Raw genomic sequence first — 22061 nt, forward strand, 5'->3', positions numbered from 1 at the left:
CCACGATGAGCGACATCCTGATGATCGTCACGGGAGCCGACTCCCTCACCATGAAGGACGGCTCGAAGCATCCGACCGGCTTCTGGGCCGAGGAGCTCGTGACCGCGCACCGCGACCTCGTCGCCGCCGGGCACGCGATCACCATCGCCACGCCCGGCGGAGTGATCCCCACCGTCGACCGGGGCAGCCTCGATCCAGCGGTCGTCGGCAGCAGGGAGACCGTCGACGAACTCCACGCCTACCTGGCGTCGATCGCCGAAGAGCTCGCCTCGACCGTGCCGATCGCCGACGTCGACCCGTCCGAGTACGCCGCCATCGTGCTGCCCGGCGGTCACGGGCCGATGGCCGACCTCGCCTCCGACACCGCGACCGGTCGCGTGCTCGTGGCGGCGAACGACGCCGGCACGATCATCGCCCCGTTCTGCCACGGACCGGCCGCGCTGCTGGCCGCGTCACTCGACGACGGCTCCTTCGCCTTCGCCGGCCGCCGCCTCACGGTCTTCACCGACGAGGAGGAACGCACCGGCGGCACGGGCGAGAACACGCCCTGGTGGGTGGAGTCGACCCTCCGCGAGCGCGGTGCAGTCATCGACTCGGCCGGCCCGTGGAGCGACCACGTCGTCGTCGACGGCAACCTCATCACCGGCCAGAATCCGCAGTCGAGCGCGTCGGTCGCGCGTCGGGTGATCGAGGCCCTCGCGGCCTGAACGACCGCCACGCTCGACGGATGCCGGCGCGAGGCGGCCGGCGGGCCCCCAGGATCGCGGACGGGATCGTGTCAATCCCCTCGCACCACGAGGCGGGCGTACCTACCGTGGACAGAGTCGGGCCTGACTCCCTGAGCGTCAGGGAGGCGCGTGCGCCCGACGCGGAGGTCTACGGCCAATGCCCGGATGGAACACGGACACGCTCGCGAACACCGCAGGAGCCGGGGCGATCACGATCGTCGAGGGCTCGTCGTTCTGCGTCTCGGGTGCGAACGGCGACATCGCGCCGGAGCTGCCGCACGGGGTGTTCTTCCACGACACGCGCCTCGTCTCGCGGTGGATGCTGCTGGTCGACGGGAACCCCGTCGAACCCCTCTCGTCATCGACGCCGCGACCCTATCGCTCCGTCACGGTGGGACGAGCCGGCCACATCCCCGGCCGCGCCGACACGCCCCTCATCGTGGAGCGCGATCGCAAGGTCAACGGCGGCCTCCGCGAGGAGATCACGCTGCGCAGCTACTCGCGAGAGCCGATGGCGCTGCGGGTGGAGCTCGTCCTGGAGTCCGACTTCGCGGACATCTTCGAGGTGAAGGAGGGGCGCGCCGCCGGGCACCCGCAGCGCGCCCGGCAGGAATCCCGCGGGATGATCCGAGTCGATTCGCCGCGTGACGAGCACCTCGGACTCGTGGTCACGGCGCCCGGCGCCGCCTTCGGGGGCGACCGCCTGGAGTTCGACGTGATCCTCGAGCCGCGCGGCTCGTGGTCGCGCACCATCCGACTGGCGCCGACCACGCACCAGGACGAGTTCTCGATCGGAGGCGACTCCGACGCCTCGGCGCCCTCGGCCCCCGCACGCCGCTTCCTCGCCTGGCAGTCCCGCATCCCCGTGCCCTCGCTCGAGGACGATGCGATCGAACGCGTCATCCTGCAGAGCCAGCTCGACCTCGGCTCCCTGCGCATCTTCGACCCATCGCACCCCGACCGCGCCGTCGTCGCGGCGGGCGTGCCGTGGTTCATGGCCCTGTTCGGCCGCGACTCGCTGCTCACCGCGTTGATGTCGCTGCCGGTCGACCCCACGCTCGCCCTCGGCACGCTGCAGACGCTGGCCGACCTTCAGGGAACCCGGGTGGATGCGGCATCCGAGGAGCAGCCCGGCCGCATCCTCCACGAGGTGCGGCTCGGCGCCACCACCAACCTCGCGCTCGGCGGCGGCTCGGTCTACTACGGCACGGCGGATGCCACGCCGCTCTTCGTCGTCGTCCTCGGCGAGCTCGCGCGCTGGGGCGGCCTCCCGGACGATGCCGACGACCTCATCGCGGCGGCCGATCGCGCGCTCGAGTGGATCCTCCGCTACGGCGACCGCGACGGCGACGGATTCGTGGAGTACGAGCGACTCAACGAGCACGGGCTGGTCAACCAGGGCTGGAAGGACTCGTGGGACGGCATCACGTTCGCCGACGGGTCCCTCGCTCGCGCTCCGATCGCGCTCTGCGAGGTGCAGGGCTACGTCTACGCCGCCTTCCTCGCGCGCGCGGCGATCGCGTCCTTCCGCGGCGACGAGGAACTGGCAGCCGAGTGGGACGAGCGGGCGGTGAACCTGAAGCGCGAGTTCAACGAGCGGTTCTGGCTCCCCGACCGCGGCTACTTCGCGCTCGCCCTCGACGCCGACAAGCGACCCGTCGACTCGTGCGCCTCCAACATGGGCCACTGCCTGTGGACGGGGATCGTCGACGACGACAAGGCGGGGCCGGTCGCCGAGCGCCTGCTCTCCGACGAGCTCTTCACCGGCTGGGGCGTGCGCACGCTCGCCTCCGACATGGGCGCCTACAACCCCGCCAGCTACCACAACGGATCGGTGTGGCCCCACGACAACGCGATCGTGGCCGCCGGCCTGATGCGGTACGGATTCGTCGAGGAGGCGAACCGGATCGTCTTCGGAATGTTCGAGGCGGCGACCCGGTTCGACGGCCGGCTCCCCGAGCTGTTCTGCGGGTTCGCGCGCGACCGGTATCCCGAGCCGGTCTCGTATCCGGCGTCGTGCTCGCCGCAGGCCTGGGCCGCCGCGACCCCGTTCTCCCTGCTCCGCACCACCCTCCGGTTCGAGCCGTCGGTCCCGACCGGCGACGTGTGGCTCGCGCCCACGTCGTCGGAGAACTTCGGTGACATCCACCTGCGCAACGTGCCGTTCGCCGGCACTCGGATCTCCGTGGACGCCGCACGCCAGGGCGCCTCGGTCGCCGGCCTCCCGGCCGGCCTCATCCTGCACCCGACGCCACGCCCTGTCCCGGCTGAGGTGCCCGTTCGAAGGGACCCGACATGAGAATCGGCATCATCGCCCCGCCATGGATCCCCATCCCGCCGACGGCGTACGGCGGCATCGAGTCGTTCATCGACACGCTGGCCTGCGCGCTCGACGCGGCGGGCCACGACGTGCTGCTCGCGGCATCCGGGGACAGCACCTGCCCGGTGCCCCGGCTGCCCGGCTTCGAGCCGTCCGACCCGGGGATGATGGGCGTCACGGCCCACGAGCTGCGGCACCTGCTGCGGGCCTTCGACGGGCTCCGCGACGTCGACGTCATCGTGGACAACACCCTCGCGGGCCCGGTGCTCGCTCCAGCCGCCACCGACGTGCCGGTCGTGACGGTCGCGCACGGCCCGCTCATCCCGCTCGAACAGGAGCTCTACCTCGCCGGGCTGCCGGACGTGGCATTCGTGGCGATCTCGCGCAACCAGGCCTCGCACGCCGATCCGGTGCCGATCACCCGGGTCATCCACCACGGCATCCGGGTCGAGGACGTGCCGGTCGGCCCCGGCGGCGAGGCCGCCTGCTTCCTCGGCCGGATGCATCCGTCGAAGGGCGTGCCCGAGGCGATCGAGGCGGCGGCCATCGCGGGGGTCCCGCTCCGCATCGCCGCGAAGATGCAGGAGCCGGCTGAGGAGGAGTACTTCGACGAGGTCGTGCGCCCGCTGCTCGGCACGAACGCCGAGTACATCGGCGAGCTCGACACCGACGAGAAGTACGAGCTGATGGGGAACTCGCGCGTGCTGCTCAACCCGATCCAGTGGGACGAGCCGTTCGGCCTCGTGATGATCGAGGCGATGGCCACCGGCACACCGGTCGTGGCGACGCCGCGTGGCTCGGTCGGCGAGATCGTCGAGGAAGGCCGCACCGGGTTCATCCGGTCGTCGGCGGAGGACCTCGCCGAGGCCGTCCTGCGCTCCTCGGAGCTCGACCGTGCCGTGTGCCGCGAGGCGGCGGAGACGCGCTTCAGCTCGCGGAGGATGGCGGACGACTACGTCGCGCTGTTCGAGGACCTGCTGCGTGCGGGCGTGAGGCCGAGGCCCGCTCGGGCCGGCGCAGCCAGGTCGGCGGCGATCAGCGACTGACCGGGCCCGCCGTGAGCGCCGCGCGAACGGCGGATGCCGCGGCGCGACGCCCCTGAGGGCCCGCGCCGCGGCATCCGTCGCAGCGAGGGTGCGGCTCAGTCGAAGAGCTCGGAGAGCCAGCTCTCCTTCTTCTTCTTGCGGTACTGGCCCTGGTCGCCGTACCCGCGGTCGTAGCGGTTGTCGGAATACTGCTGGCCGTAGCCGGGCTGCTGGCCGTAGGCGGCCGGGGCCTGCGGGGGCGCCGGTGCGGCTGGGGCCGCATTCGCGGTCGGCGCGGCCTGCTGGGCACCGCCGAACTCGCGCGCTCCGCGCTCGATGATCTTGTCGAGCTCACCCCGGTCCAGCCACACCCCGCGACACGTGGGGCAGTAGTCGATCTCGATGCCGCTGCGCTCGCTCATCACGAGCAAGGTTCCGTCACTGGGGCACTGCATGGGGCTCCTCCTTCGGGGCGCCGACAGGGTCGATCGGCGGTGTGCGTCGAGCCTATGGAGCGAAGCTCGGAAGATGCTCCGTGCGGCGACGCCGCCACGCCGGAGATGCGACGAGCGGATGCCGCGCTGCGCACTCCCGAAGGAGGCGCCGCGTGCGGCATCCGCTCGTCGACCGGCGGCAGGGCCGCCGATCAGTGTTGCGAGAACTTAGGAGATGACCGTGATGTTCTCGGCCTGCAGGCCCTTGGGGCCGCGGGCGGTCTCGAATTCGACCTTCTGGTTCTCCTCGAGCGAGCGGTATCCGCCCGACGCGATCGCGCTGAAGTGCGCGAAGACGTCGGCCGAGCCGTCATCCGGGGCGATGAAGCCGAAGCCCTTGTCGGCGTTGAACCACTTGACGGTTCCGGTAGCCATAATCTTTTCCTTCTGTAAAGCCGAGCCGCACCGCGGCTGCGACGTGCACGACCTCAGGTCGTGCGGGGTTCCGCCGGCGACGTCCGCCGACGGAAGCATGTGGGGCGCGTGATGCGCAGGGTGGTGTTCGACATCGTGATCAGACCCGGCGGAACTGGTTCACCATCGGGCAGTCGAACGGGTCGCGGGCCGAGAGGCCGACGCGATTGAGGTACTGGATGACGATGCCGTACGACTGCATGAGCGTCGTCTCGGTGTAGGGGACGTCGACGGTGCGCGCGTGCTCGCGCACGATCTCGCGCGCCTTCGCGAGGTGCGGGCGGGGCATGTTCGGGAAGAGGTGGTGCTCGACCTGGTAGTTGAGGCCACCGAGGAGGGCGCTGGCCCACATGCCGCCCGAGACGTTGCGCGAGGTGAGCACCTGCTTCGAGAAGAAGTCGAGCTTCACGTCGGCGGGGATGATCGGCATGCCCTTGTGGTTCGGAGCGAACGAGGCGCCCATGTACACGCCGAACACGGCCAGCTGCACGCCAATGAAGGCGAACGCCATGCCGAGCGGGAGCATCCAGAAGATCGCGCCGAAGTAGACCGCGAATCGCACGGCGATGAGGCTGAGCTCGAGCGCACGACCCTTCACGGGGCCGCGGTCGAAGAGCGTGCGGATCGACGTGAAGTGCAGGTTCACGCCCTCGAGCGTGAGCAGCGGGAAGAACAGGTAGCCCTGCTTGCGCGTGATGAGCGCCATCAGGCCGCGCTGCTTCGCGGCATCCGCCTCGACGAACGAGATCGTGTCGAAGTCGATGTCGGGATCCTTGCCCACCTTGTTCGGGTTGGCGTGATGGCGCGTGTGCTTCGTCATCCACCACGCGTAGCTGATGCCGACGACGCCGGCGGCGATGGCCCGGCCGACCCGGTCGTTGGCGGGTCCGGACTCCAGCACCTGGCGGTGGGACGCCTCGTGTGCGAGGAACGCGAACTGCGTGAAGATGAGGCCGAGCGCGCCCGCGATGAGGAGCTGGAACCAGGAGTCGCCGAGCAGGACGAAGCCGGCGATGGCTCCACCGAGTGCGACGAGCAGGATGCCCATGACCATGAGGTAGAACCAGCGCGTGCGGTTCAGGAGGCCCGATTCGCGCACCACTCGTGAGAGGGCGGTGTAACTCCGCGTGACGTCAGCGGAACCAGTGCGGGGCTTCGTAGCCCGAATCGCACCGAGGGATTCGGTGTGAGAGATGTGTGTTCGTCCCAGCTGGTCGTCGACTTCCCAGCCGGGGATCGCGGGTAGAACACCCGCTGTAGATGCTCCGACTCTACCCGCTTCGCATGGGAATGGTCTGTGAGGCTCGAGGAATCCGTTCGCGTGGCGCTCGAGATCGGCGTACCTCACCCGGCGGCGTCCGCCGCCGTGCGCAGGTCGTCCACGAGCGCCTCGAACGCCGCGGCTCGCTCGGCCGCGTCCTCGATGCGCAGCAGCGCCGACGGATGCGTCGTCACCACCACGGGCGCCGGCAGCGTGGAAGGCCGGTCTGCGGTATCCGGCGGCAGCACCCTGCCGCGCACCTCGCCGATGCGCACGGTGCGCCCGAGCACCGATCGTGCGGCCGTGGCGCCGAGCGCGACGATCACCGCCGGCCCCACCGCGTCGAACTCGGCCTCGAGCCACGGCCGGCACGCGACGATGTGCGCGACGGCCGGCTTCTCGTGGATCCGCCGCTTGCCGCGCATCCGGAATCGGAAGTGCTTCACCGCGTTCGTGAGGTAGACGCGGTCGCGGCCGATGCCGGCCGCATCGACGGCACCGGCGAGGAGCCGCCCGGCGGGACCCACGAAGGGCTCGCCCGCCAGGTCCTCCCGGTCGCCGGGCTGCTCGCCGACGAGCATGAGCGGGGCTCCCTGCCGGCCCGTGGAGAACACCTCCTGCGTCGCGTCACGCCAGAGCTCGCAGCCTCGGCAGTCGTGCGCGGCCACGCGGAGCTCATCCACGGGCGCACCCTCGGGCACCCACTCCGCTGCTCCCGGACGCTCCACCTCATCGCCCATGCGCTGAGCGTAGGCCCGCGATCGAGGCCGCGTCAGGGGCTTGCCTGCGGTGCCACACTTGACCCATGCGCATCATCGTGACCGGATCATCGGGCAAGCTCGGGCGCACCGTCGTCCGCGAACTGCGTGCGAACGGGCATGAGGTCGTCGCCGTCGATCGGTTCGGCGAACGCCGCCCCGACTTCGTCCACGTCGACCTCACCGACTACGGCGACGTCATCGACGCCTTCGACGGCGTCGGTGACGGGGGCGCCGTCGACGGCCTCGTGCACCTCGGCGCCATCCCGGCACCCGGTCTCGCGAGCGAGGTGGCCACGTTCCACAACAACATGCTCGCGACGTTCAACGTGTTCCAGGCGGCGCGTCGCCTGGGCATCATGAACATCGTGTACGCGTCGAGCGAGACCGTGCTCGGGCTGCCGTTCGACGTGCCGCCGCCGTACATCCCGGTCGACGAGGAGTCGGACGCCCGACCCGAGAGCATGTACTCCCTCGTGAAGCACCTCGAGGAGCAGATGGCCATCGAGCTCGTCCGGTGGCACCCGGGCATGTCGATCACCGCCCTGCGCTTCTCGAACGTCATGGATCCCGTCGACTACGAGGCGTTCCCCTCGTTCGACGCCGATGCCACGCTGCGCAAGTGGAACCTGTGGGCCTACATCGACGGTCGCGACGGCGCCCAGGCGGTGGAGCTCGCCCTCACGCACCCGCCCTCGGGATTCGAGCGCTTCATCATCGCGGCGGCCGACACCGTGATGTCGCGCCCGAACGCGGAACTCGTCGCCGAGGTCTTCCCCGGAGTCGAGGTGCGCGGCGACCTGGGCGAGCACGACACGATGCTCTCGATCGACAAGGCCCGCCGCCTGCTCGGCTACGAGCCGCGCCACTCATGGCGCGACGAGGTCACGGATGCCGCGGCATCCGTTCGCCCGAGCTGACGCACGGACGGCAGGCGCCCCCGGCAGCCGAAGCCGACGGGGGCGCCTGGAGAGCCGTGACCTAGAGGCCGCGGATGTTCTCAGCCTGCAGGCCCTTCGGGCCCTGCGCGACCTCGAACTCGACCTTCTGGCCCTCTTCGAGCGAACGGTAGCCGTTGCCCGAGATGGCGCTGAAGTGTGCGAAGACGTCGGCGCTGCCGTCGTCGGGAGCGATGAAGCCGAAGCCCTTTTCGGCGTTGAACCACTTGACGGTTCCGGTTGCCATACTGCTGTCCTTCTGTCCTATGGGCCGCTGAGTGCGAGCCCGATGCGATCGGCGGTCGATCGCGACCCCGACGACACGGTGTCGTCGAAGCGGGGGGCGAGTGGCGGGTGTGCGCTCAGGCATCCGCCATCTCGTATCGGGTCATGCCACGCGGATCGGTCCGCCTCCGGGCAATCAGGTGGAGGCGCGGGCGTCTGCCCGCTTGATGGAGGAATCGTTGATGTTACCCTAGCCGGTCGCGGGCGGCAGCACACCAGTCGCGATCGGATCGTGACATGGGATGTCACGGATCCGGGCGGCATCCGGCGCCCTGATCCGCTCGCGGAGTCCGACGCACGGTCGGTTCCGCCATCGGCGCGATCGGCGGACATGCGGCGAGATGCCAGCGTGCTCATAGGGAGACGGTGGAGAATCGGGGGGTGAACCGCCGCCCCCTGCGATTCGTCGCCCTCGCCTACGCAGCCTTCGTGCTGTGGCTCACCGTGGGCCCCGCGCCGTGGCGCACGAGCGGGAACCAGGTCGAGGGCGGCATCCTGAACCCCGATGCGTGGACGGCTCCGGTCACCTGGACGACCGGGTACCTCTCCGAGATGGCGTTCAACGTCGCGCTGTTCATCCCCGTGGGCGTGCTCGCCGCGCTGCTCATCCCGCGCCGCAAGTGGCCGCTGGCGCTCGCCGCCGGTCTCGCGTTCACCGCCCTCATCGAGCTCGTGCAGGTTCCCGAGCCCGACCGCATCTCCGACCCGCGCGACCTCGTGATGAACACGGGCGGTGCCGTGCTCGGCGTCGTGCTCGTGCTCGCCGCCCGGATGGTGCGGCGTGCGGCGGCGGTCGCCTCCGTGATGCGGGTCGGCGCCCTCGAGGCTGCCGTGACGGATGCCGCGGCCGTGCATCGCGAGCCGCCGCTCGACGAGCTCGACGCACTGGTCGGCGTCGCCCCGTCGGGCTCGGCGTCACCCGCGGACCGCGCCGCCTGACCCGCAGCGCGGCTCGAGCCGCCGGTACAGTGGGCGGGTGACCTCGCCCGCCGTGCCCGACGCTCCGGCGCGCGTGCCGTGGGTCCGGCTGGCGCTCGTCGGCGCCGCCGGCGGCCTGCTGTCGGGCGCGTTCGGGGTCGGCGGCGGCATCCTCATGGTGCCGCTCCTCATCACCTTCGCGGGCATGGACCAGCGCCGCGCGTCGGCGACCTCGCTCGCCGCCATCGTGCCCGCCGCGATCGCGGGGTCGTTGACCTACTTCGCGAACGGCGAGATCGACCTCCTCGCGGCGCTTTTCGTGGCGATCGGCGGCATCGTCGGCTCGTGGATCGGGTCGTGGCTCCTGCGCCGCCTCTCGCTCGGGTGGCTGCGCTGGATGTTCATCGCGCTGCTCATCGCCGTCGCCGTGCGCATGGTGCTCGTCGTACCGGTGCGCGGCGATCGCCTGCTCGAGCTCGACGTGCTGCCGATCCTCGGCATGGTCGCGCTCGGCGTCGTGATCGGCATCGCCTCGGGCCTGTTCGGCATCGGCGGCGGCGTCATCATGGTGCCCGCGTTCATCGCGCTCTTCGGCATGAGCGACCTCGTGGCCAAGGGCACCTCCCTCGCCGTCATGATCCCGACGGCGGTGAGCGGCACCGTGGCGAACACCCGCGCGGGCATCGTCGACCTCACGGTCGCGCTGATCGTGGGGCTCGCCGCCACGCTCGCCTCGTTCGGCGGCGTGGCCATCGCGTTCCTGCTCTCGCCGGAGTGGTCGGCGTGGCTGTTCGCGATCCTGCTGGTCGTCGCAGCGGTGCAGCTCACCGTGCGCGCCATCCGACTCGGGAAGAAGGGAGCGTCGGCGTGACGCGAGGGCGGGCTCGGGTCGCGGGCTGGTACGACCACGAGACGGATGCCGCGCTGCTGCGGTACTGGGACGGCAGGAAGTGGAGCCCCCACACCGCGCCGCGTCCGACCCGTGCGACGGACGTGGCGATCTCTGCGGATTCCTGGGACCTCGCCGCGCGCTTCGCACGGATCGAAGCCACGACCCTGCGGCTTCCCACGCGTTCGGCCGACGAGCACACCACGGTGCCGCTGCCGCCCGAGTCCTGACGCGTGTCGGCGGCGGCCGGTAGCCTCGGGGAATGCGATTCCGCTTCCGCGCGCCGCTCTGGGAATGGAGTGCGCAGGGCGGCTGGTTCTTCGTGACGCTGCCCGACGCGGCATCCGACGACATCCGCGAGGTGCCGCGCATGCCGCGGGGATTCGGCGCGGTGCGCGTGTGGGTCACGGTGGGCGGGTCGACCTGGTCGACGTCGGTGTTCCCCGACTCCAAGCAGGGCAGCTACGTGCTCCCGGTCAAGAAGGCCGTCCGCACGGCCGAGGGCATCGCGGAGGGCGACGACGTCGACGTCGTGCTCGAGGTGCTCGACCTCTGAGGTCCACCCCGTCCGATCAGCCCGCCGAACTCCGCAGGGCCTCCGCCTTCGACGCGAGGTAGCGCTGCTCGGGGCCGTTCAGGGTGCGGCGGGCCGCCTCGGCGAAGGCGAGCGACGCGGCATCCGTCGACCCCGACCGCTCGAGGAGGTGCGCGCGCACCGCCCACGTACGGTGGTGCTCGGCGAGCGTGGGCCCGGCGCCGGAGGCGGCGTCCTCCGCCCGGTCGAGTGCGCCGAGGCCGGCGTCGGGTCCCTCGACCATCGCGAGGGCGACGATGCGCCCGAGGGTCACCATCGGGCCGGGCGCGAGTCGGGCGAGCAGGTCGTAGAGCCCGAGGATCTCGATCCAGTCGGTGGTCTCGGTCGACGCGGCCTCGTCGTGCACGGCGGCGATCGCGGCCTGCAGCTGGTAGGGCCCGATCGGCGCGCGATCGAGCACCTCGGTGACCAGGGCGACGCCCTCGTCGATCATCGCGCGGTCCCAGCGGTCGCGGTCCTGCTCCTCGAGCGGCACGAGGGCGCCCGTTGCATCGGCTCGTGCGGACCGCCGCGCCTCGGTGAGGAGCATGAGCGCGAGCAGCCCGGTCGTCTCGCCCGAGGCATCCGGTGCCGCGTCGTGCAGCTGCCGGGTGAGGCGGATCGCCTCGGCCGAGAGGTCGACGCGGGCGAGCGCCTCCCCCGAGCTGGCCGTGTGACCCTCGGTGAAGATCAGGTAGAGCACGTTGCGGAGTGCGGCGAGGCGGGCGTCGAGCTCGTCGGCCCGCGGCATCCGGAAGCCCTCGCCGCTCGCGCGGATGCGTGCCTTCGCCCGCGAGATGCGCTGCGCGACGGTCGCCTCGGGAACCAGCAGCGCGCGGGCGATCTCGGCGGTCGTGAGTCCGCCGACCGCCCGGAGCGTGAGTGCGACCTGCGCCGGCCGCCCGAGTGCCGGGTGGCAGCAGAGGAGGAACAGCGTGAGGGTGTCGTCGACCGCGGGGATCGGCGTCGGCGTCGGTTCGAGGTCGGCGGCGAGCGCCTCACGACGGCGGCGCGCGACATCCGACCGCACCTGGTCGATGTAGCGTCGCCCGGCGACCTGGACGAGCCACGCCCGCGGGCTGTCGGGCACGCCGTCGCGGGGCCACTGGGCGGATGCCGCGATCAGCGCCTCCTGCATGGCGTCCTCGCACGCCTCGAAGTCGCCGTAGCGCCGCACGAGCACCGCGAGCGCCGACGGTGCGGCGTCTCGCAGTGCCCGGACGGCGTCGCTCATGTCCGGCGGCGGCTCAGACGTCGCCCCGCGCGGCCATGTCGAGCACCGGGCGCACCTCGATGAGGCCGAACTCGGCCTCGGGGAACCGGGCCGCGATCTCGACCGCCCGCGCCTCGTCCTCGACGTCGACGAGGTAGAAGCCGGCCAGCAGTTCCTTCGTCTCGGCGAACGGGCCGTCGCTGGCGACCGTGCCGCCGTCGGTGTGGGTGACGCGCTTGGCCATGGAGATGTCGGCGAGGGCCTCGCTGGCGACGAACTCACCGCTCGAGGCGAGCTCGTCGTTGATGCCCTGGTAGTAGGCGTACCCCTCGGCCTGCTGCTCGGGGCTGAAGCTCTCCCACATCGCCCGCGACTCGGGGTTGCTGTAGATCTGGATGAGGTACTTCATCGGAATCGCTCCTTCGATCGTTCGCTGTCGTCGTTCGTTCGGGAGGCTGGACCGCGCTCCCATCAGTATGTCGAGGCCGCGACGCGATTCTCGACAGTGCTGGGGGAGAGGGTCCCGGCATCGGCCCGCGTAACGCACGGACGTCCACTGCACACGGGCTTGACATGCCGCCGCCGCGTGGCGAGAGTTCGATTGGAGCAAGCGCCTGGGGCGAAGGGGTCGCGCATGAGGACGTTCGGCATCGAAGAGGAGTTCCAGTTCCTGGAGCCCGCCACGATGCACCCCGCAGGGGTGGGCGCCGTCGTCTTCCGGCGGTTGTCGGACGATCCGGCCTGGCACGACGTCACCCATAAGGAGTTCCTCGCATCGCAGGTGGAGCACGCCTCGACGGTGTTCACGAGCTTCGACGAGGCCCGGGTTGCGCTGCTCGAGTTCCGCCGCATGATCGCCGACCTCGCCGACGAGCTGGGCGTGGTGGTCGCGAGCGTCGGCACTCCGCCCGACACGACGCCGTTCCCCACCATCACCGACGTCGCCCGCTACCACCGGGTGGTGCGCGACATGGACGGCCTCATCGCGGACCACCAGCTCAGCGGCCTCCACGTGCACATCGGCGTGCCCGACCGCGAGGGCGGCGTGATCGCCCTCAACGCGGCTCGGCCGTGGATGCCCCTGCTCACGGCGATCTCGGGCAACTCACCGCTGTGGCGCGGGTACGACACCGGGTATGACAGCTGGCGCACCGTGCTGCTGCGACGCTGGACGACCTCGGGCTGCCCGCCGTCGTTCGTGGACGCCGCCGATTACGACCACCGGATCACGCGGCTGCTCGGCATCGGCGGCACCGCCGACCTCGCCCTGATCGCCTGGGACGTGCGGCTCTCGGAGCACCTGCCGACCATCGAGTTCCGCATGGGCGACGCGCAGCTCGACGCCGAGACCACGCTGCTCATCGCGGCCCTGTCGCGGGCACTGGTGACCCACTCGCTCGACGCGCCCAAGGCGACGGATGCCGCCGCCAACGCATCGGCCGACGTTCCGCCCGAACTCCTCTCGGCCGCCCTGCTCCACTCGGCGCACTTCGGCATGCGGGCCAGCGTCTTCGACCCGATCTCGGGAGGGCTGGCTCCCGCGGCCGACGCCCTGAACGGGTTCATCCGACGGCTCGAACGGGAGCTGACGGAGTCGGGGGACCTCGATGCCGTGCAGGAGGCGGCGGCGCGGCTCCTGCGCGACGGCACCGGCGCGGAGCGGCAGCGCGCGGCGTTCGAGCGCGAGGGGATGGCGGGCGTGCGCCGGCTCTTCGATGCGACGATCGTCGCCGATCACGGCCGCAACGGCGAACCCATCACCTCGACCGGGTAGGCGCCGGTCCGGGCACACTCCTCGCGGCCTCGGTCACCGGTGGTGGTCAGCGGAGCTGGTCAGCAGTCGTGGTCAGCGGTGGTGGTCAGCAGCCGGGGCCGGACGGGTTCGCGAGGCAATCGCCCTGCGTGAGCACCGTGTCGAACTCGCCGACGAGCACCCGCTGCGGCGCTCCCGCGAGGCTGAGCGTGCCGGCGATCGATCGCCACGGCGACCCGGCGAATCGGTACTCGGCGCGCACGACCACGGACAGGTCGACCGTGTACTCACCGGCGGATGCGTACACGTGGCTCGTCGCCGTCGGGCTGAACTCGCGCTGTCCGAGCGTCGCCCACGTCGCCCCCGGGCCGACGCTCTCGACGACCCCGCCGTCGCTGTGGGTCCAGCGGAAGCCGACGGGTGTGAATCGCACGTCGGCCGACTGCCCGAGCAGCGTGCCCGACATGACCTGCACGGATGCCCCGGCCACGAAGTTCGCGGGCAATCCCTCGATCGCCCAGCCTCCGGGCTCCATGCCGTTCTCGGGCGCCGACGGACGGAACGACGCGATGTCCCGGAGCGTGACCACGACCGGCGCCACCGGCTCGTCGGCAGGGGCGGTCGGATCGCCGGCGCAGGTGAGAGGGTCCTCCGGGCGGCAGTCGTCCGGCTGCATGCCCAGAACGAGGTCTATGACGCTTACCGGTTCGCCTTCGCCAGGAAAGTCTCCAATCGCTGACGGCGTACGCGCCTGGTTCCCATCACCCCATGCGGATGAGCCCTCAGCAATAAGGTGAGTACCGGACTCACTGTTCTGCCCACTTATCCAGTCGATCTCATTCGCATTCGCCGGAGCAGCAAGAACGATCGAACTCATCGCGATGCCAGCAACGGCGACGCTCAGCAGAAGTCGTCGCCCGGCCATGACTCAGATCCCGATGGCAGTAGTTCCGAAGGATCGTTCGGCGATGACACGAATTGGGCCTGAATGGGCGTCCGCGATCGCCGACCAGGCGGGGTGACATCGACTCCACTCGAGTCCACAACCCTGACGTCACCAACGTCGAGGCACACGTAGGTCGTTACAGCCGCGGATCCACCCGCCTCGCTGCGTTCCCCCAGCACCATGCTGTCGTACGTTGTGTAACCGACCGTGTGATTCCCACTGCTCTTGAACACCGCGAGGGATTCCATCAGCTCCGATGCATAAGCCTCAGAAACTACGCTTTTGACACGCGTCGGATCCTCGCCGCCGTCTTGCGTGAGTTCGTCGACAGCATCCAGATACCGGCTGTACGCCGCCTCCGCCGCCGCCAGCGCCTCCTCGTCCGACGCGAAGATCGGGGCGGCAGACGCCGATGCGGGCGGGCTCGGGGTCGGCGCCGGGGCGCCCGAGCATCCGCTCAGCACCACCGCCAGCACACCGGCCGACCCGAGCAGCGCCGCGACGCGGGGCGTGAGCCGGCGGGGGCGAGCATCGGGCATGGCGACGAGCCTAGGACAGCGGTTCCGGTGCTCGACCCGTTTTCCACAGGCGAGATCCACAGGCGAGATCCACAGTCGAGCCGGAGGCGCGCCCCGGCGCCCGCGCCCGAGTCAGCGCATGAGGTCGCGCACGAGCTCGCCCCACTCGAAACCGCACTCGCGGCAGTCGAAGAGGGGCTCGTCGACGGCAACCGCGCCAGCGGCGGCATCCGCTGTCATGGCATCGTGGTCGAGCTCGACCCAGGCGGTGTAGGTGAGGACGCGAACGGACATCGACTCGCAGCGCGGGCACGGCTCGGAGAGCACGTCGTGCTCGGTCGTGATCTGCACCTGGTTCATCATGGCGCCCACGGTACGCTCGGCAGCCGACATCGCTCGGCGCACACGCGCAGAGACCGCAACCGGAGGACACACGGTACCCCTATGCATCCCCGAACCGCGCGAGTAGCGTCGAGAGTGGAGGCGATGACGTGATGACCAGTGCGTTCGGGGCCGCGTTGGAGGCGCTCGACCGATCGGCGAACTCTCCCAAGGAGTTCTGCCGGCCCTTCGTCGACCTCTTCCCCGTCACCGGCGCGTCGGTGTCCACGATCGGGAGCCTGCTGGGCAGTGAGACCCTCTCGGCCAGCGACGGGGTGGCTGCGCGACTCGACGAGCTGCAGTTCGACCTCGGCGAGGGCCCGTGCTGGGATGCCGTGCGATCCGGCCGCCCGGTGCTCGAGCCCGACTTCACGGCGAGGTCGTCCGCGCGATGGCCGGCATTGTCCGCCGCGATGCGGGACGCGCAACTGCGCTCGATCTTCGCCTTCCCCCTCGCCGTGGGACCCCTGCGCATCGGGGCGGTGGACCTCTACTCGGTCGAGCGGGTCGCCCTCGACCAGGCCCAGGCGAAGCAGGCCGACACCATGGCCGACGTCGTCGGGCGGCACGTGCTCCGCCAGGCGTTGAACGCGGTCGGGCGCGACTACGACTACCGTGGCAACGCGTACTCCCGACGCATCGTGCACCAGGCCACCGGGATGGTGCTGGCGCAACTGGACCTCTCGCCCGACGACGCCCGGCTCGTCATCCAGGGCCACGCGTTCGCCACGTCGCGTTCGATGATGGAGGTCGCGCAGGACATCATCGAGGGCCGACTGAGCTTCTCGAGCGAGGACGACGGAATCGAGGCGTCGGGATGAGCGAGATCATCACGAAAGAGGCTCGACTCCTCCAGACGTTCGCCAGCCTGGCCGACACCCTCGTCGACGGCTACGACGTCGTCGACCTGCTGCAGCTGCTCGTCGACACCTGTCAGGAACTCCTCGACACGACTGCGGCGGCCATCCTGCTCTCCGACGGGAACGGGGAGCTCGACGTCGTGGCCTCGACGAGCGAGGCGAGCCGGCTCGTCGAGCTGATCCAGCTCAGCGCCGAGGCTGGTCCGTGCGTGCAGAGCTACCGGACGGGCGAGGTGGTCTCGGTGCCCGATATCGCGCAGACTCCCGAGGAATGGTCCCGGTTCCGCGAGAGCGCGCTCGAGCTCGGGTTCGCGTCGGTGCACGCCGTTCCGATGCGGCTGCGCGACAACACGATCGGCACGCTCAACCTCCTGCGTGAGCAGCTCGGGGATCTCGACGAGCAGGACCGGATCGCCGCACGCGCCTTCGCGGACGTCGCGACCATCGGCATCCTGCATGAGCGCTCGCTCCGCGAGACCGCGCTGCTCGCCGAGCAACTGCAGGGAGCGCTGACCAGTCGCATCGTCATCGAGCAGGCGAAGGGCGTGGTGGCGTACACGAACGGGGTGACGATCGAGGAGGCCTTCGACCTGATCCGGGGGTACGCCCGGTCGCATCAGCTCGGGATCAGCCAGGTCGCCGCGCGGCTCGTCGACCGGACGCTGCGCTTCGACGGCTGAGCGGCGGCACTGGCGGCGACGGGCGGCTGCACGTCGCTGCACGGAGCTAGCGAACCCGCTCGGCGGCCGGTTCCGGCACCAGGGTCAGGATGCCGGTGGCACCGGCCTCGCCGGCGAGATCCTCGAGCCAGGCGTGGTTGAGCGACGGCCGGCGGTTGCCGCGATAGATGAACTCGATCGCCGAGCGCGGGCTGACCCACGACGTGAGCACATGGTGACCGTCCGGGAGGGTCAGCGCGAAGTGCTCTCCGCGTCGGAGCTTGTCGATGATGACGACCTGGAGATGGGCGAGCGCACGATCGTCGATCTCGATGGGGTCGCCACGGTTGTAGATCAGGACGCCCATGGTCTTCCTCGATGCCCGCGTGGCACTGCGTCGCCGATTTTCGGTGCGTCAAGTCTGCTCCCTCCGGGCGCCTGCGGCGGCGGAGTGGTCCATTCGTCCCGGCGCATGTTCCTCGCCCCCGGTTCCTCCTTATCGGGCCGCCCCCTAGGCTGGCGCCATGGCCGACGACCAACCGTACGAGCCCACCATCCCCGACCTGCGCGATCCGGTGCGCCAGGCGCTTCGCTCCGTGCTCGAGGTCGCACGACCCCACGCCGATGGGGAGCTCGCGTCGTACATCCCCGAGCTCACGCACGCCGACCCCGAGGCGCTCGGCGCCGCGCTCGTCAGCATCCGCGGAACCGTGCACGAGGTGGGCGACAGCGAGTCGACGTTCACGATCCAGTCGGTGTCGAAGCCGTTCGTGTTCGCCCTCGCGCTCGAGCAGTCGGGCCTTACGGAGGTCATCAGGCATGTCGGCGTCGAGCCGAGCGGGGAGCCCTTCAACGCGATCAGCCTCGAAGCGGCATCCGGACGCCCCTTGAACCCGATGATCAACGCGGGCGCGATCGTCATGAGCTCGCTCATCGCCGGCGACACCGCGGAGGAGAAGTTCGCCGAGATCCATGCCGGCCTGAATGCCTTCGCCGCTCGCGAGCTCGACCTCGACGAGTCGGTGTTCGAGTCGGAGCACGCGACCGGCGACCGCAATCGGGCGCTGGCCTATCTCACCCAGGCGGCCGGCACCCTCGGGTCGACCGCCGAGGTCGCGACCGGCGCGTACTTCCGCCAGTGCTCGGTCGCGGTCAACGCCCGCGACCTCGCCATCATGGCGGCGACGCTGGCGAACGGCGGCACCAATCCGGTCAGCGGCGAGCGCGTCATCCGCGAGGACGTCGCTCGATGGACCACCGCGGTCATGACGAGCTGCGGCATGTACGACGCGTCCGGGGACTGGCTCGTGCACGTGGGCCTGCCGGCGAAGAGCGGCGTCGGCGGCGGCATCGTGGCGATCCAGCCCGAGCAGTTCGGCATCGGCACCTTCAGCCCACGCCTCGACGAGCGCGGCAACAGCGTGCGCGGCATCGTCGTGCTGCGCACCCTCTCGGAGCGCTACGGCCTGCACATGCTGCAGCACCGCGGTGCACCGCACTCGCCCATCGCGCAGCTCACCCGAGACGACCGGGTCGACGGCGGCGGCGACACGATCGCGCTGCTCCGCGGTGAGATCTTCTTCGCCGGCGCGGAGGAGGTGCTCACTCGGCTCGCGCCGTTGGTCGGCGACGACGGATGCCTCGTGCTCGACTTCTCCAACGTGACGCGCGTCGGCCCAGCCGCCCGCACGCTGTTCCAGGGGCTGGCGGATGTCGCGGGCCTCGGCCGGGACGGCCGGCCGCGCGTCGCGGTGCGCGACCCCGAGGGCGTGCTCCTCGACGAGGGCTGACGGCGCCCGGAGGTAGCGTTTCCCCATGGCGGAGACCAGCGCGGGCATCCTGCTCTACCGGCGGCGGCCGACGCTCGAGGTGTTCATCGGGCACATGGGCGGACCGTTCTGGCGCGGCAAGGACGCCGCCGCGTGGTCGATCCCGAAGGGGAACTTCACCGACGAGGACCCACTCGCGGCCGCCCTGCGCGAGTTCGCCGAGGAGATCGGCCGCCCCGCGCCCGACGTCGAGTACGTGGAGCTCGGTGCGTTCCGCTACTCGTCGGGCAAGATCGTGACGGTGTTCGCGGGCGAGTCGGACTTCGACCCCGACGAGGTGGCGAGCAATCTCTTCGAGATCGAGTGGCCGCCGAGGTCGGGGCGGCTCCAGTCGTTCCCCGAGCTCGACGCCGCCGGCTGGTTCGCGCCCGACGAGGCCCGCGACCGGCTCGTGAAGGGGCAGCGTCCGGCACTCGACGCGCTGGTGCGGCTGGTCGGCTGAGCGCCTGCTCGGGGGCGGCGCGTCGCCGCCCCCGCCGGCACGCTGGCGACACCGCACCACCGCACCACCGCACCACCGCACCGTACGACCGCGCATCCGCACCCACCGCACAACCGCACCACCGCACAACCGCCAACCGCACAACCGGCACCACCGCACAACCGCACCACCGCACCACCGCACCACCGGCACCACCGCACCACCGCGCATCCGCACGACCGCACAACCGCACAACCGCACAACCGGCACAACCGGCACAACCGCACAACCGCACAACCGCACAACCGCACAACCGGCAGCACCGCACAACCGGCAGCACCGCACAACCGCACAACCGGCAGCACCGCACAACCGGGCATCCGCACAACCGCACAACCGCACAACCGCACAACCGGCAGCACCGCACATCCGGCAGCACCGCACAACCGCACCACCGCACCACCGCACCGAGACCGTCGCACGCACACCTCGCGGATCGCGGCGTATCGGCGGAGGATGGGCGCATGCGCTCCATCACCGTGAACAACAACGTCTCCCTCGACGGCGTCATGCAGGCGCCGATGTCGCCCGACGAGGACACGCGCGGCGGCTTCCCGTACGGCGGGTGGGCGCTCGCCGGCAACGACGAGGCCCTCGCCGCCGAGATGGGCGTCGGCATGGGGTCCGACGGCGCGCTGCTGTTCGGTCACCGCACGTACGACCACATGGCGGCGTACTGGCCGCACCAGACCGACGGCAACCCGTTCACCGCGTACATGAACCGCGTCGAGAAGTTCGTGGCGTCGCGGCATCCGGGCCTCGAGTTCGACTGGCAGGGCACCACGCTGCTCGCGGGCGAGGCCGCCGACACCGTCGCCGCCCTCAAGGAGACCGACGGGCCCGACCTCACCATCCTCGGCAGCGGCGAGCTCGTACGATCGCTCGCAGCGGCGGGTCTCATCGACGAGTACGTGCTCATCGTGCACCCCGTCGTGCTCGGCACCGGCACGCGGATGTTCGGCGACACCCACCAGGAACTCGAGCTCACCCGCAGCATCACCACGCCGAGGGGCGTCACGGTCGCGCACTACCGCCCGGTCTGAGCGGATGCCGCGGCGCGCGATCGCCGTCGGAAGCGATGCGACCGCCGTCGAAAGCGAGCGGATGCCGCGCTACGCCCGGGCGAGGATCGCCGACGTGTCCACGCCCGGCGGCAGCGCACCGTAGAGCAGCCCGCCGTCGCCCTCGATGCGCGTGCGCACGAACGCGTCCGCCACGGACGAGGGCGCGTACTGCACGAGGAGCGACGCCTGCAGCACGAGGGCGAGGCGCTCGGTGAGCTCGCGCGCCCTCGCGGCGGAGCCCGCTGGATCCGCCGACACCTCGAGCACCACGGCCTGTGCCTCCGCGATCTCGAGGTCGAGCGCCGCGTGCTCGCCGCCCGCGTCGGCGACGACGCCGAAGAACGCCTCGAACGCCTCGGGTTCGCGGTGCAGCACGCGGAGCACGTCGAGCGCGATGACGTTGCCCGATCCCTCCCAGATGGCGAGCAGCGGCTGCTCGCGATACCGCCGGGCGAGGGGGAACGCCTCCGTGTACCCGTTGCCGCCCAGGCACTCCAGCGCCTCGTACGCGTGCCCCGGACCCCGCTTGCAGACCCAGTACTTCGACACGGCGGTGGCCAGGCGGCGGAACGCCTGCTCCGAGGCATCCGCATCGTCGTCGTAGGCGCGGGCCAGCCGCATCGCCGTGACCGTCGCGGCCTCGGACTCGACCGCGAGGTCGGCGACGACCGCGGCCATCGCGGGCAGGTCGACCAGCAGCGACCCGAAGGCGCTGCGGTGGCGCACGTGCCACGCGGCCTCGGCGACCGACTGCCGCATGCCCGCGGCCGTACCGATCACGCAGTCGAGCCGGGTGCGCGTGACCATCTGCACGATCGTGGCGACGCCGCGGCCCTCCTCGCCGACGAGCCACGCGTGCGTGCCGGCGAACTCGACCTCGCTCGACGCGTTCGAGCGGTTGCCGAGCTTGTCCTTGAGCCGCTGGATGCGGAAGACGTTGCGCGTGCCGTCGGGCAGCACGCGCGGCACGAGGAAGCAGCTGGGCCCGCCCGGCGCCTGCGCGAGCACGAGGAAGGCGTCGCTCATGGGCGCGCTGCAGAACCACTTGTGCCCGGTGAGGCGGAACTCGCGACCCCAGGCGTCGTCGACGCCCGTGGGCTCGGCGCGTGTCGTGTTCGCCCGCACGTCGGACCCGCCTTGCTTCTCGGTCATCGCCATGCCGACGAGGGCCGAGCGCTTCGGGTCGGTCGCGTGTGAACGACCCGCCGCCGGCCGGCCCACGCGAGCACCGCCGAGGTCGGGGTCGTACTCGCGCGAGAGCAGTCGCGGCATCCATCGGTCTCGAAGGCCGGATGCCGCGAGCTCGAGCGCCGGCACGGCCGCATGCGTCATCGACACCGGGCAGGCGTGGCCCGGCTCGACCTGGGCGAAGAGGAAGAACGCCGCGGCACGATCGACGTTCGCGCCGCCGCCCGGTCGCGCCCACGCCGACGTGTGCGCGCCCGCGCCGATCGCCGCCGCCATGATGCGGTGGTAGGCGTCGTCGTACTCGACCTCGTCGACGCGGTTGCCCCAGTGGTCGTGCACGTGCAGCACCGGTGGGCGGGTGTTCGCCCGCTCGGCGTCGCGCTGGAATGCCGCCGAGCCGACGAGGGCACCGACGTCGTGCAGGCCCGAGGCCGCCGCACCGCCCTCGCTCCCCCATCGCGCGACCGCGTCGACGAGTGGCGCGTTCGCCGCGTACTCGTCGACGCCCGCTCGCGCGGGCACCTGGTTCACGACCTCGTGCGTCTCGATCATCGTCGACCTCCGC

Annotated in this window: 26 protein-coding genes; 14 read left to right on the top strand and 12 right to left on the bottom strand. The window is 71.0% G+C overall.

From position 1 onward, the window contains the following. The first annotated feature begins 5 nt into the window (after nucleotides 1-5). The 3 genes from EV187_RS14135 to EV187_RS14145 all read left to right on the top strand — a co-directional run bounded on the left by EV187_RS14135 (nucleotide 6) and on the right by EV187_RS14145 (nucleotide 4094). Nucleotides 6-707: a type 1 glutamine amidotransferase domain-containing protein gene (locus EV187_RS14135; protein ID WP_130353691.1), complete on the top strand. Its 702-nt coding sequence runs from the start codon at nucleotides 6-8 to the stop codon at nucleotides 705-707. A 178-nt stretch (nucleotides 708-885) separates the two neighbouring features. After that, entirely contained in the window at nucleotides 886-3027 is a 2142-nt protein-coding gene (locus EV187_RS14140) for an amylo-alpha-1,6-glucosidase (protein ID WP_130353692.1), read from the top strand. Further along, complete coding sequence (locus EV187_RS14145; protein ID WP_130353693.1) at nucleotides 3024-4094, top strand: glycosyltransferase family 4 protein; 1071 nt, start codon at nucleotides 3024-3026, stop codon at nucleotides 4092-4094. The genes EV187_RS14140 and EV187_RS14145 overlap by 4 nt, the downstream gene beginning before the upstream one ends. 95 nt (nucleotides 4095-4189) lie before the next feature. Here the strand turns inward: EV187_RS14145 and EV187_RS14150 are convergent, their stop codons facing one another. The 4 genes from EV187_RS14150 to EV187_RS14165 all read right to left on the bottom strand — a co-directional run bounded on the left by EV187_RS14150 (nucleotide 4190) and on the right by EV187_RS14165 (nucleotide 6982). After that, nucleotides 4190-4528: a TFIIB-type zinc ribbon-containing protein gene (locus EV187_RS14150; RefSeq protein WP_130353694.1), complete on the bottom strand. Its 339-nt coding sequence runs from the start codon at nucleotides 4526-4528 to the stop codon at nucleotides 4190-4192. A 207-nt stretch (nucleotides 4529-4735) separates the two neighbouring features. Continuing rightward, complete coding sequence (locus EV187_RS14155; protein WP_022893778.1) at nucleotides 4736-4942, bottom strand: cold-shock protein; 207 nt, start codon at nucleotides 4940-4942, stop codon at nucleotides 4736-4738. A 139-nt stretch (nucleotides 4943-5081) separates the two neighbouring features. Next, nucleotides 5082-6176: a fatty acid desaturase family protein gene (locus tag EV187_RS14160; RefSeq protein ID WP_423190900.1), complete on the bottom strand. Its 1095-nt coding sequence runs from the start codon at nucleotides 6174-6176 to the stop codon at nucleotides 5082-5084. Between the two features lie 149 nt (nucleotides 6177-6325). Further along, nucleotides 6326-6982 (bottom strand): UdgX family uracil-DNA binding protein, encoded by a 657-nt coding sequence (locus EV187_RS14165; RefSeq protein ID WP_130353695.1) that lies wholly within the window; start codon nucleotides 6980-6982, stop codon nucleotides 6326-6328. Nucleotides 6983-7047: 65 nt separating this feature from the next. Between EV187_RS14165 and EV187_RS14170 the strand changes: the two genes are divergently transcribed. After that, entirely contained in the window at nucleotides 7048-7920 is an 873-nt protein-coding gene (locus tag EV187_RS14170) for an NAD-dependent epimerase/dehydratase family protein (RefSeq protein WP_130353696.1), read from the top strand. Nucleotides 7921-7981: 61 nt separating this feature from the next. Here EV187_RS14170 and EV187_RS14175 read toward each other — a convergent pair whose 3' ends face one another. Further along, nucleotides 7982-8185 carry a cold-shock protein gene (locus tag EV187_RS14175; protein WP_022893782.1) on the bottom strand — a complete coding sequence of 68 codons (204 nt, stop codon included), beginning with the start codon at nucleotides 8183-8185 and terminating at the stop codon, nucleotides 7982-7984. Nucleotides 8186-8604: 419 nt separating this feature from the next. Between EV187_RS14175 and EV187_RS14180 the strand changes: the two genes are divergently transcribed. The 4 genes from EV187_RS14180 to EV187_RS14195 are packed head-to-tail and all read left to right on the top strand — an operon-like array spanning nucleotide 8605 to nucleotide 10586. After that, on the top strand, nucleotides 8605-9162 hold the full coding sequence (locus EV187_RS14180; protein ID WP_165391205.1) for a VanZ family protein: 558 nt from the start codon (nucleotides 8605-8607) through the stop codon (nucleotides 9160-9162). A 37-nt stretch (nucleotides 9163-9199) separates the two neighbouring features. Then, the gene (locus tag EV187_RS14185; protein ID WP_242609612.1) at nucleotides 9200-10012 is read left to right on the top strand and encodes a sulfite exporter TauE/SafE family protein; all 813 of its coding nucleotides are present in this window, start codon (nucleotides 9200-9202) and stop codon (nucleotides 10010-10012) included. Beyond that, a complete protein-coding gene (locus EV187_RS14190) occupies nucleotides 10009-10260 on the top strand; it encodes a DUF2510 domain-containing protein (protein WP_165391206.1) in 252 nt (83 codons plus the stop codon). The genes EV187_RS14185 and EV187_RS14190 overlap by 4 nt, the downstream gene beginning before the upstream one ends. 32 nt (nucleotides 10261-10292) lie before the next feature. Then, a complete protein-coding gene (locus EV187_RS14195) occupies nucleotides 10293-10586 on the top strand; it encodes a DUF1905 domain-containing protein (RefSeq protein WP_130353700.1) in 294 nt (97 codons plus the stop codon). A 16-nt stretch (nucleotides 10587-10602) separates the two neighbouring features. Here EV187_RS14195 and EV187_RS14200 read toward each other — a convergent pair whose 3' ends face one another. Next, the gene (locus EV187_RS14200; protein WP_130353701.1) at nucleotides 10603-11838 is read right to left on the bottom strand and encodes an RNA polymerase sigma factor; all 1236 of its coding nucleotides are present in this window, start codon (nucleotides 11836-11838) and stop codon (nucleotides 10603-10605) included. 13 nt (nucleotides 11839-11851) lie between these two features. After that, nucleotides 11852-12226: a YciI family protein gene (locus EV187_RS14205; protein WP_130353702.1), complete on the bottom strand. Its 375-nt coding sequence runs from the start codon at nucleotides 12224-12226 to the stop codon at nucleotides 11852-11854. 225 nt (nucleotides 12227-12451) lie between these two features. On the opposite strand from EV187_RS14205, the gene EV187_RS14210 reads away from it, so the two are divergent. After that, nucleotides 12452-13591, top strand: coding sequence for a carboxylate-amine ligase (locus EV187_RS14210; protein WP_130353703.1), 1140 nt, complete (start codon nucleotides 12452-12454; stop codon nucleotides 13589-13591). A gap of 85 nt (nucleotides 13592-13676) precedes the next feature. On the opposite strand, the gene EV187_RS14215 is transcribed toward EV187_RS14210, so the two are convergent. From EV187_RS14215 to EV187_RS14225, 3 genes are all read right to left on the bottom strand, one after another. Next, nucleotides 13677-14159, bottom strand: a complete 483-nt coding sequence (locus tag EV187_RS14215) for a hypothetical protein (protein WP_130353704.1) — start codon at nucleotides 14157-14159, stop codon at nucleotides 13677-13679. 311 nt (nucleotides 14160-14470) lie between these two features. Beyond that, nucleotides 14471-15055, bottom strand: coding sequence for a hypothetical protein (locus tag EV187_RS14220; protein ID WP_130353705.1), 585 nt, complete (start codon nucleotides 15053-15055; stop codon nucleotides 14471-14473). 111 nt (nucleotides 15056-15166) lie between these two features. Continuing rightward, nucleotides 15167-15397 (bottom strand): hypothetical protein, encoded by a 231-nt coding sequence (locus EV187_RS14225; RefSeq protein WP_130353706.1) that lies wholly within the window; start codon nucleotides 15395-15397, stop codon nucleotides 15167-15169. A gap of 131 nt (nucleotides 15398-15528) precedes the next feature. On the opposite strand from EV187_RS14225, the gene EV187_RS14230 reads away from it, so the two are divergent. Next, a complete protein-coding gene (locus EV187_RS14230; RefSeq protein ID WP_130353707.1) occupies nucleotides 15529-16236 on the top strand; it encodes a GAF and ANTAR domain-containing protein in 708 nt (235 codons plus the stop codon). Beyond that, complete coding sequence (locus EV187_RS14235) at nucleotides 16233-16955, top strand: GAF and ANTAR domain-containing protein (protein WP_130353708.1); 723 nt, start codon at nucleotides 16233-16235, stop codon at nucleotides 16953-16955. The genes EV187_RS14230 and EV187_RS14235 overlap by 4 nt, the downstream gene beginning before the upstream one ends. Before the next feature lie 46 nt (nucleotides 16956-17001). Here EV187_RS14235 and EV187_RS14240 read toward each other — a convergent pair whose 3' ends face one another. Then, nucleotides 17002-17301, bottom strand: coding sequence for a DUF7882 family protein (locus EV187_RS14240; protein WP_130353709.1), 300 nt, complete (start codon nucleotides 17299-17301; stop codon nucleotides 17002-17004). A 157-nt stretch (nucleotides 17302-17458) separates the two neighbouring features. Between EV187_RS14240 and glsA the strand changes: the two genes are divergently transcribed. From glsA to EV187_RS14255, 3 genes are all read left to right on the top strand, one after another. Beyond that, nucleotides 17459-18724 (top strand): glutaminase A, encoded by a 1266-nt coding sequence (glsA, locus tag EV187_RS14245; RefSeq protein WP_130353710.1) that lies wholly within the window; start codon nucleotides 17459-17461, stop codon nucleotides 18722-18724. Nucleotides 18725-18749: 25 nt separating this feature from the next. Next, nucleotides 18750-19205, top strand: coding sequence for an NUDIX hydrolase (locus EV187_RS14250; protein WP_130353711.1), 456 nt, complete (start codon nucleotides 18750-18752; stop codon nucleotides 19203-19205). A gap of 503 nt (nucleotides 19206-19708) precedes the next feature. Then, nucleotides 19709-20287 carry a dihydrofolate reductase family protein gene (locus EV187_RS14255; RefSeq protein WP_130353712.1) on the top strand — a complete coding sequence of 193 codons (579 nt, stop codon included), beginning with the start codon at nucleotides 19709-19711 and terminating at the stop codon, nucleotides 20285-20287. 69 nt (nucleotides 20288-20356) lie between these two features. On the opposite strand, the gene EV187_RS14260 is transcribed toward EV187_RS14255, so the two are convergent. Beyond that, on the bottom strand, nucleotides 20357-22048 hold the full coding sequence (locus tag EV187_RS14260) for an acyl-CoA dehydrogenase family protein (protein ID WP_130353713.1): 1692 nt from the start codon (nucleotides 22046-22048) through the stop codon (nucleotides 20357-20359). Between the last annotated feature and the right edge of the window lie 13 nt (nucleotides 22049-22061).

This window comes from Agromyces ramosus (assembly GCF_004216665.1).
In the GTDB taxonomy this organism is placed as follows: Bacteria; Actinomycetota; Actinomycetes; order Actinomycetales; family Microbacteriaceae; genus Agromyces; species Agromyces ramosus.

Excerpts from the sequence above, each read along its gene's own strand:
- EV187_RS14145 (WP_130353693.1), top strand. The coding sequence starts at position 3,024 with ATGAGAATCGGCATCATCGCCCCGCCATGGATCCCCATCCCGCCGACG.
- EV187_RS14155 (WP_022893778.1), bottom strand. The coding sequence starts at position 4,942 with ATGGCTACCGGAACCGTCAAGTGGTTCAACGCCGACAAGGGCTTCGGC.
- EV187_RS14135 (WP_130353691.1), top strand. The coding sequence starts at position 6 with ATGAGCGACATCCTGATGATCGTCACGGGAGCCGACTCCCTCACCATG.
- EV187_RS14260 (WP_130353713.1), bottom strand. The coding sequence starts at position 22,048 with ATGATCGAGACGCACGAGGTCGTGAACCAGGTGCCCGCGCGAGCGGGC.
- EV187_RS14255 (WP_130353712.1), top strand. The coding sequence starts at position 19,709 with ATGCGCTCCATCACCGTGAACAACAACGTCTCCCTCGACGGCGTCATG.
- EV187_RS14150 (WP_130353694.1), bottom strand. The coding sequence starts at position 4,528 with ATGCAGTGCCCCAGTGACGGAACCTTGCTCGTGATGAGCGAGCGCAGC.
- EV187_RS14235 (WP_130353708.1), top strand. The coding sequence starts at position 16,233 with ATGAGCGAGATCATCACGAAAGAGGCTCGACTCCTCCAGACGTTCGCC.
- EV187_RS14205 (WP_130353702.1), bottom strand. The coding sequence starts at position 12,226 with ATGAAGTACCTCATCCAGATCTACAGCAACCCCGAGTCGCGGGCGATG.
- EV187_RS14175 (WP_022893782.1), bottom strand. The coding sequence starts at position 8,185 with ATGGCAACCGGAACCGTCAAGTGGTTCAACGCCGAAAAGGGCTTCGGC.
- glsA (WP_130353710.1), top strand. The coding sequence starts at position 17,459 with ATGGCCGACGACCAACCGTACGAGCCCACCATCCCCGACCTGCGCGAT.
- EV187_RS14200 (WP_130353701.1), bottom strand. The coding sequence starts at position 11,838 with ATGAGCGACGCCGTCCGGGCACTGCGAGACGCCGCACCGTCGGCGCTC.
- EV187_RS14220 (WP_130353705.1), bottom strand. The coding sequence starts at position 15,055 with ATGCCCGATGCTCGCCCCCGCCGGCTCACGCCCCGCGTCGCGGCGCTG.
- EV187_RS14140 (WP_130353692.1), top strand. The coding sequence starts at position 886 with ATGCCCGGATGGAACACGGACACGCTCGCGAACACCGCAGGAGCCGGG.
- EV187_RS14195 (WP_130353700.1), top strand. The coding sequence starts at position 10,293 with ATGCGATTCCGCTTCCGCGCGCCGCTCTGGGAATGGAGTGCGCAGGGC.
- EV187_RS14210 (WP_130353703.1), top strand. The coding sequence starts at position 12,452 with ATGAGGACGTTCGGCATCGAAGAGGAGTTCCAGTTCCTGGAGCCCGCC.
- EV187_RS14170 (WP_130353696.1), top strand. The coding sequence starts at position 7,048 with ATGCGCATCATCGTGACCGGATCATCGGGCAAGCTCGGGCGCACCGTC.
- EV187_RS14250 (WP_130353711.1), top strand. The coding sequence starts at position 18,750 with ATGGCGGAGACCAGCGCGGGCATCCTGCTCTACCGGCGGCGGCCGACG.
- EV187_RS14165 (WP_130353695.1), bottom strand. The coding sequence starts at position 6,982 with ATGGGCGATGAGGTGGAGCGTCCGGGAGCAGCGGAGTGGGTGCCCGAG.
- EV187_RS14225 (WP_130353706.1), bottom strand. The coding sequence starts at position 15,397 with ATGATGAACCAGGTGCAGATCACGACCGAGCACGACGTGCTCTCCGAG.
- EV187_RS14240 (WP_130353709.1), bottom strand. The coding sequence starts at position 17,301 with ATGGGCGTCCTGATCTACAACCGTGGCGACCCCATCGAGATCGACGAT.
- EV187_RS14230 (WP_130353707.1), top strand. The coding sequence starts at position 15,529 with ATGACCAGTGCGTTCGGGGCCGCGTTGGAGGCGCTCGACCGATCGGCG.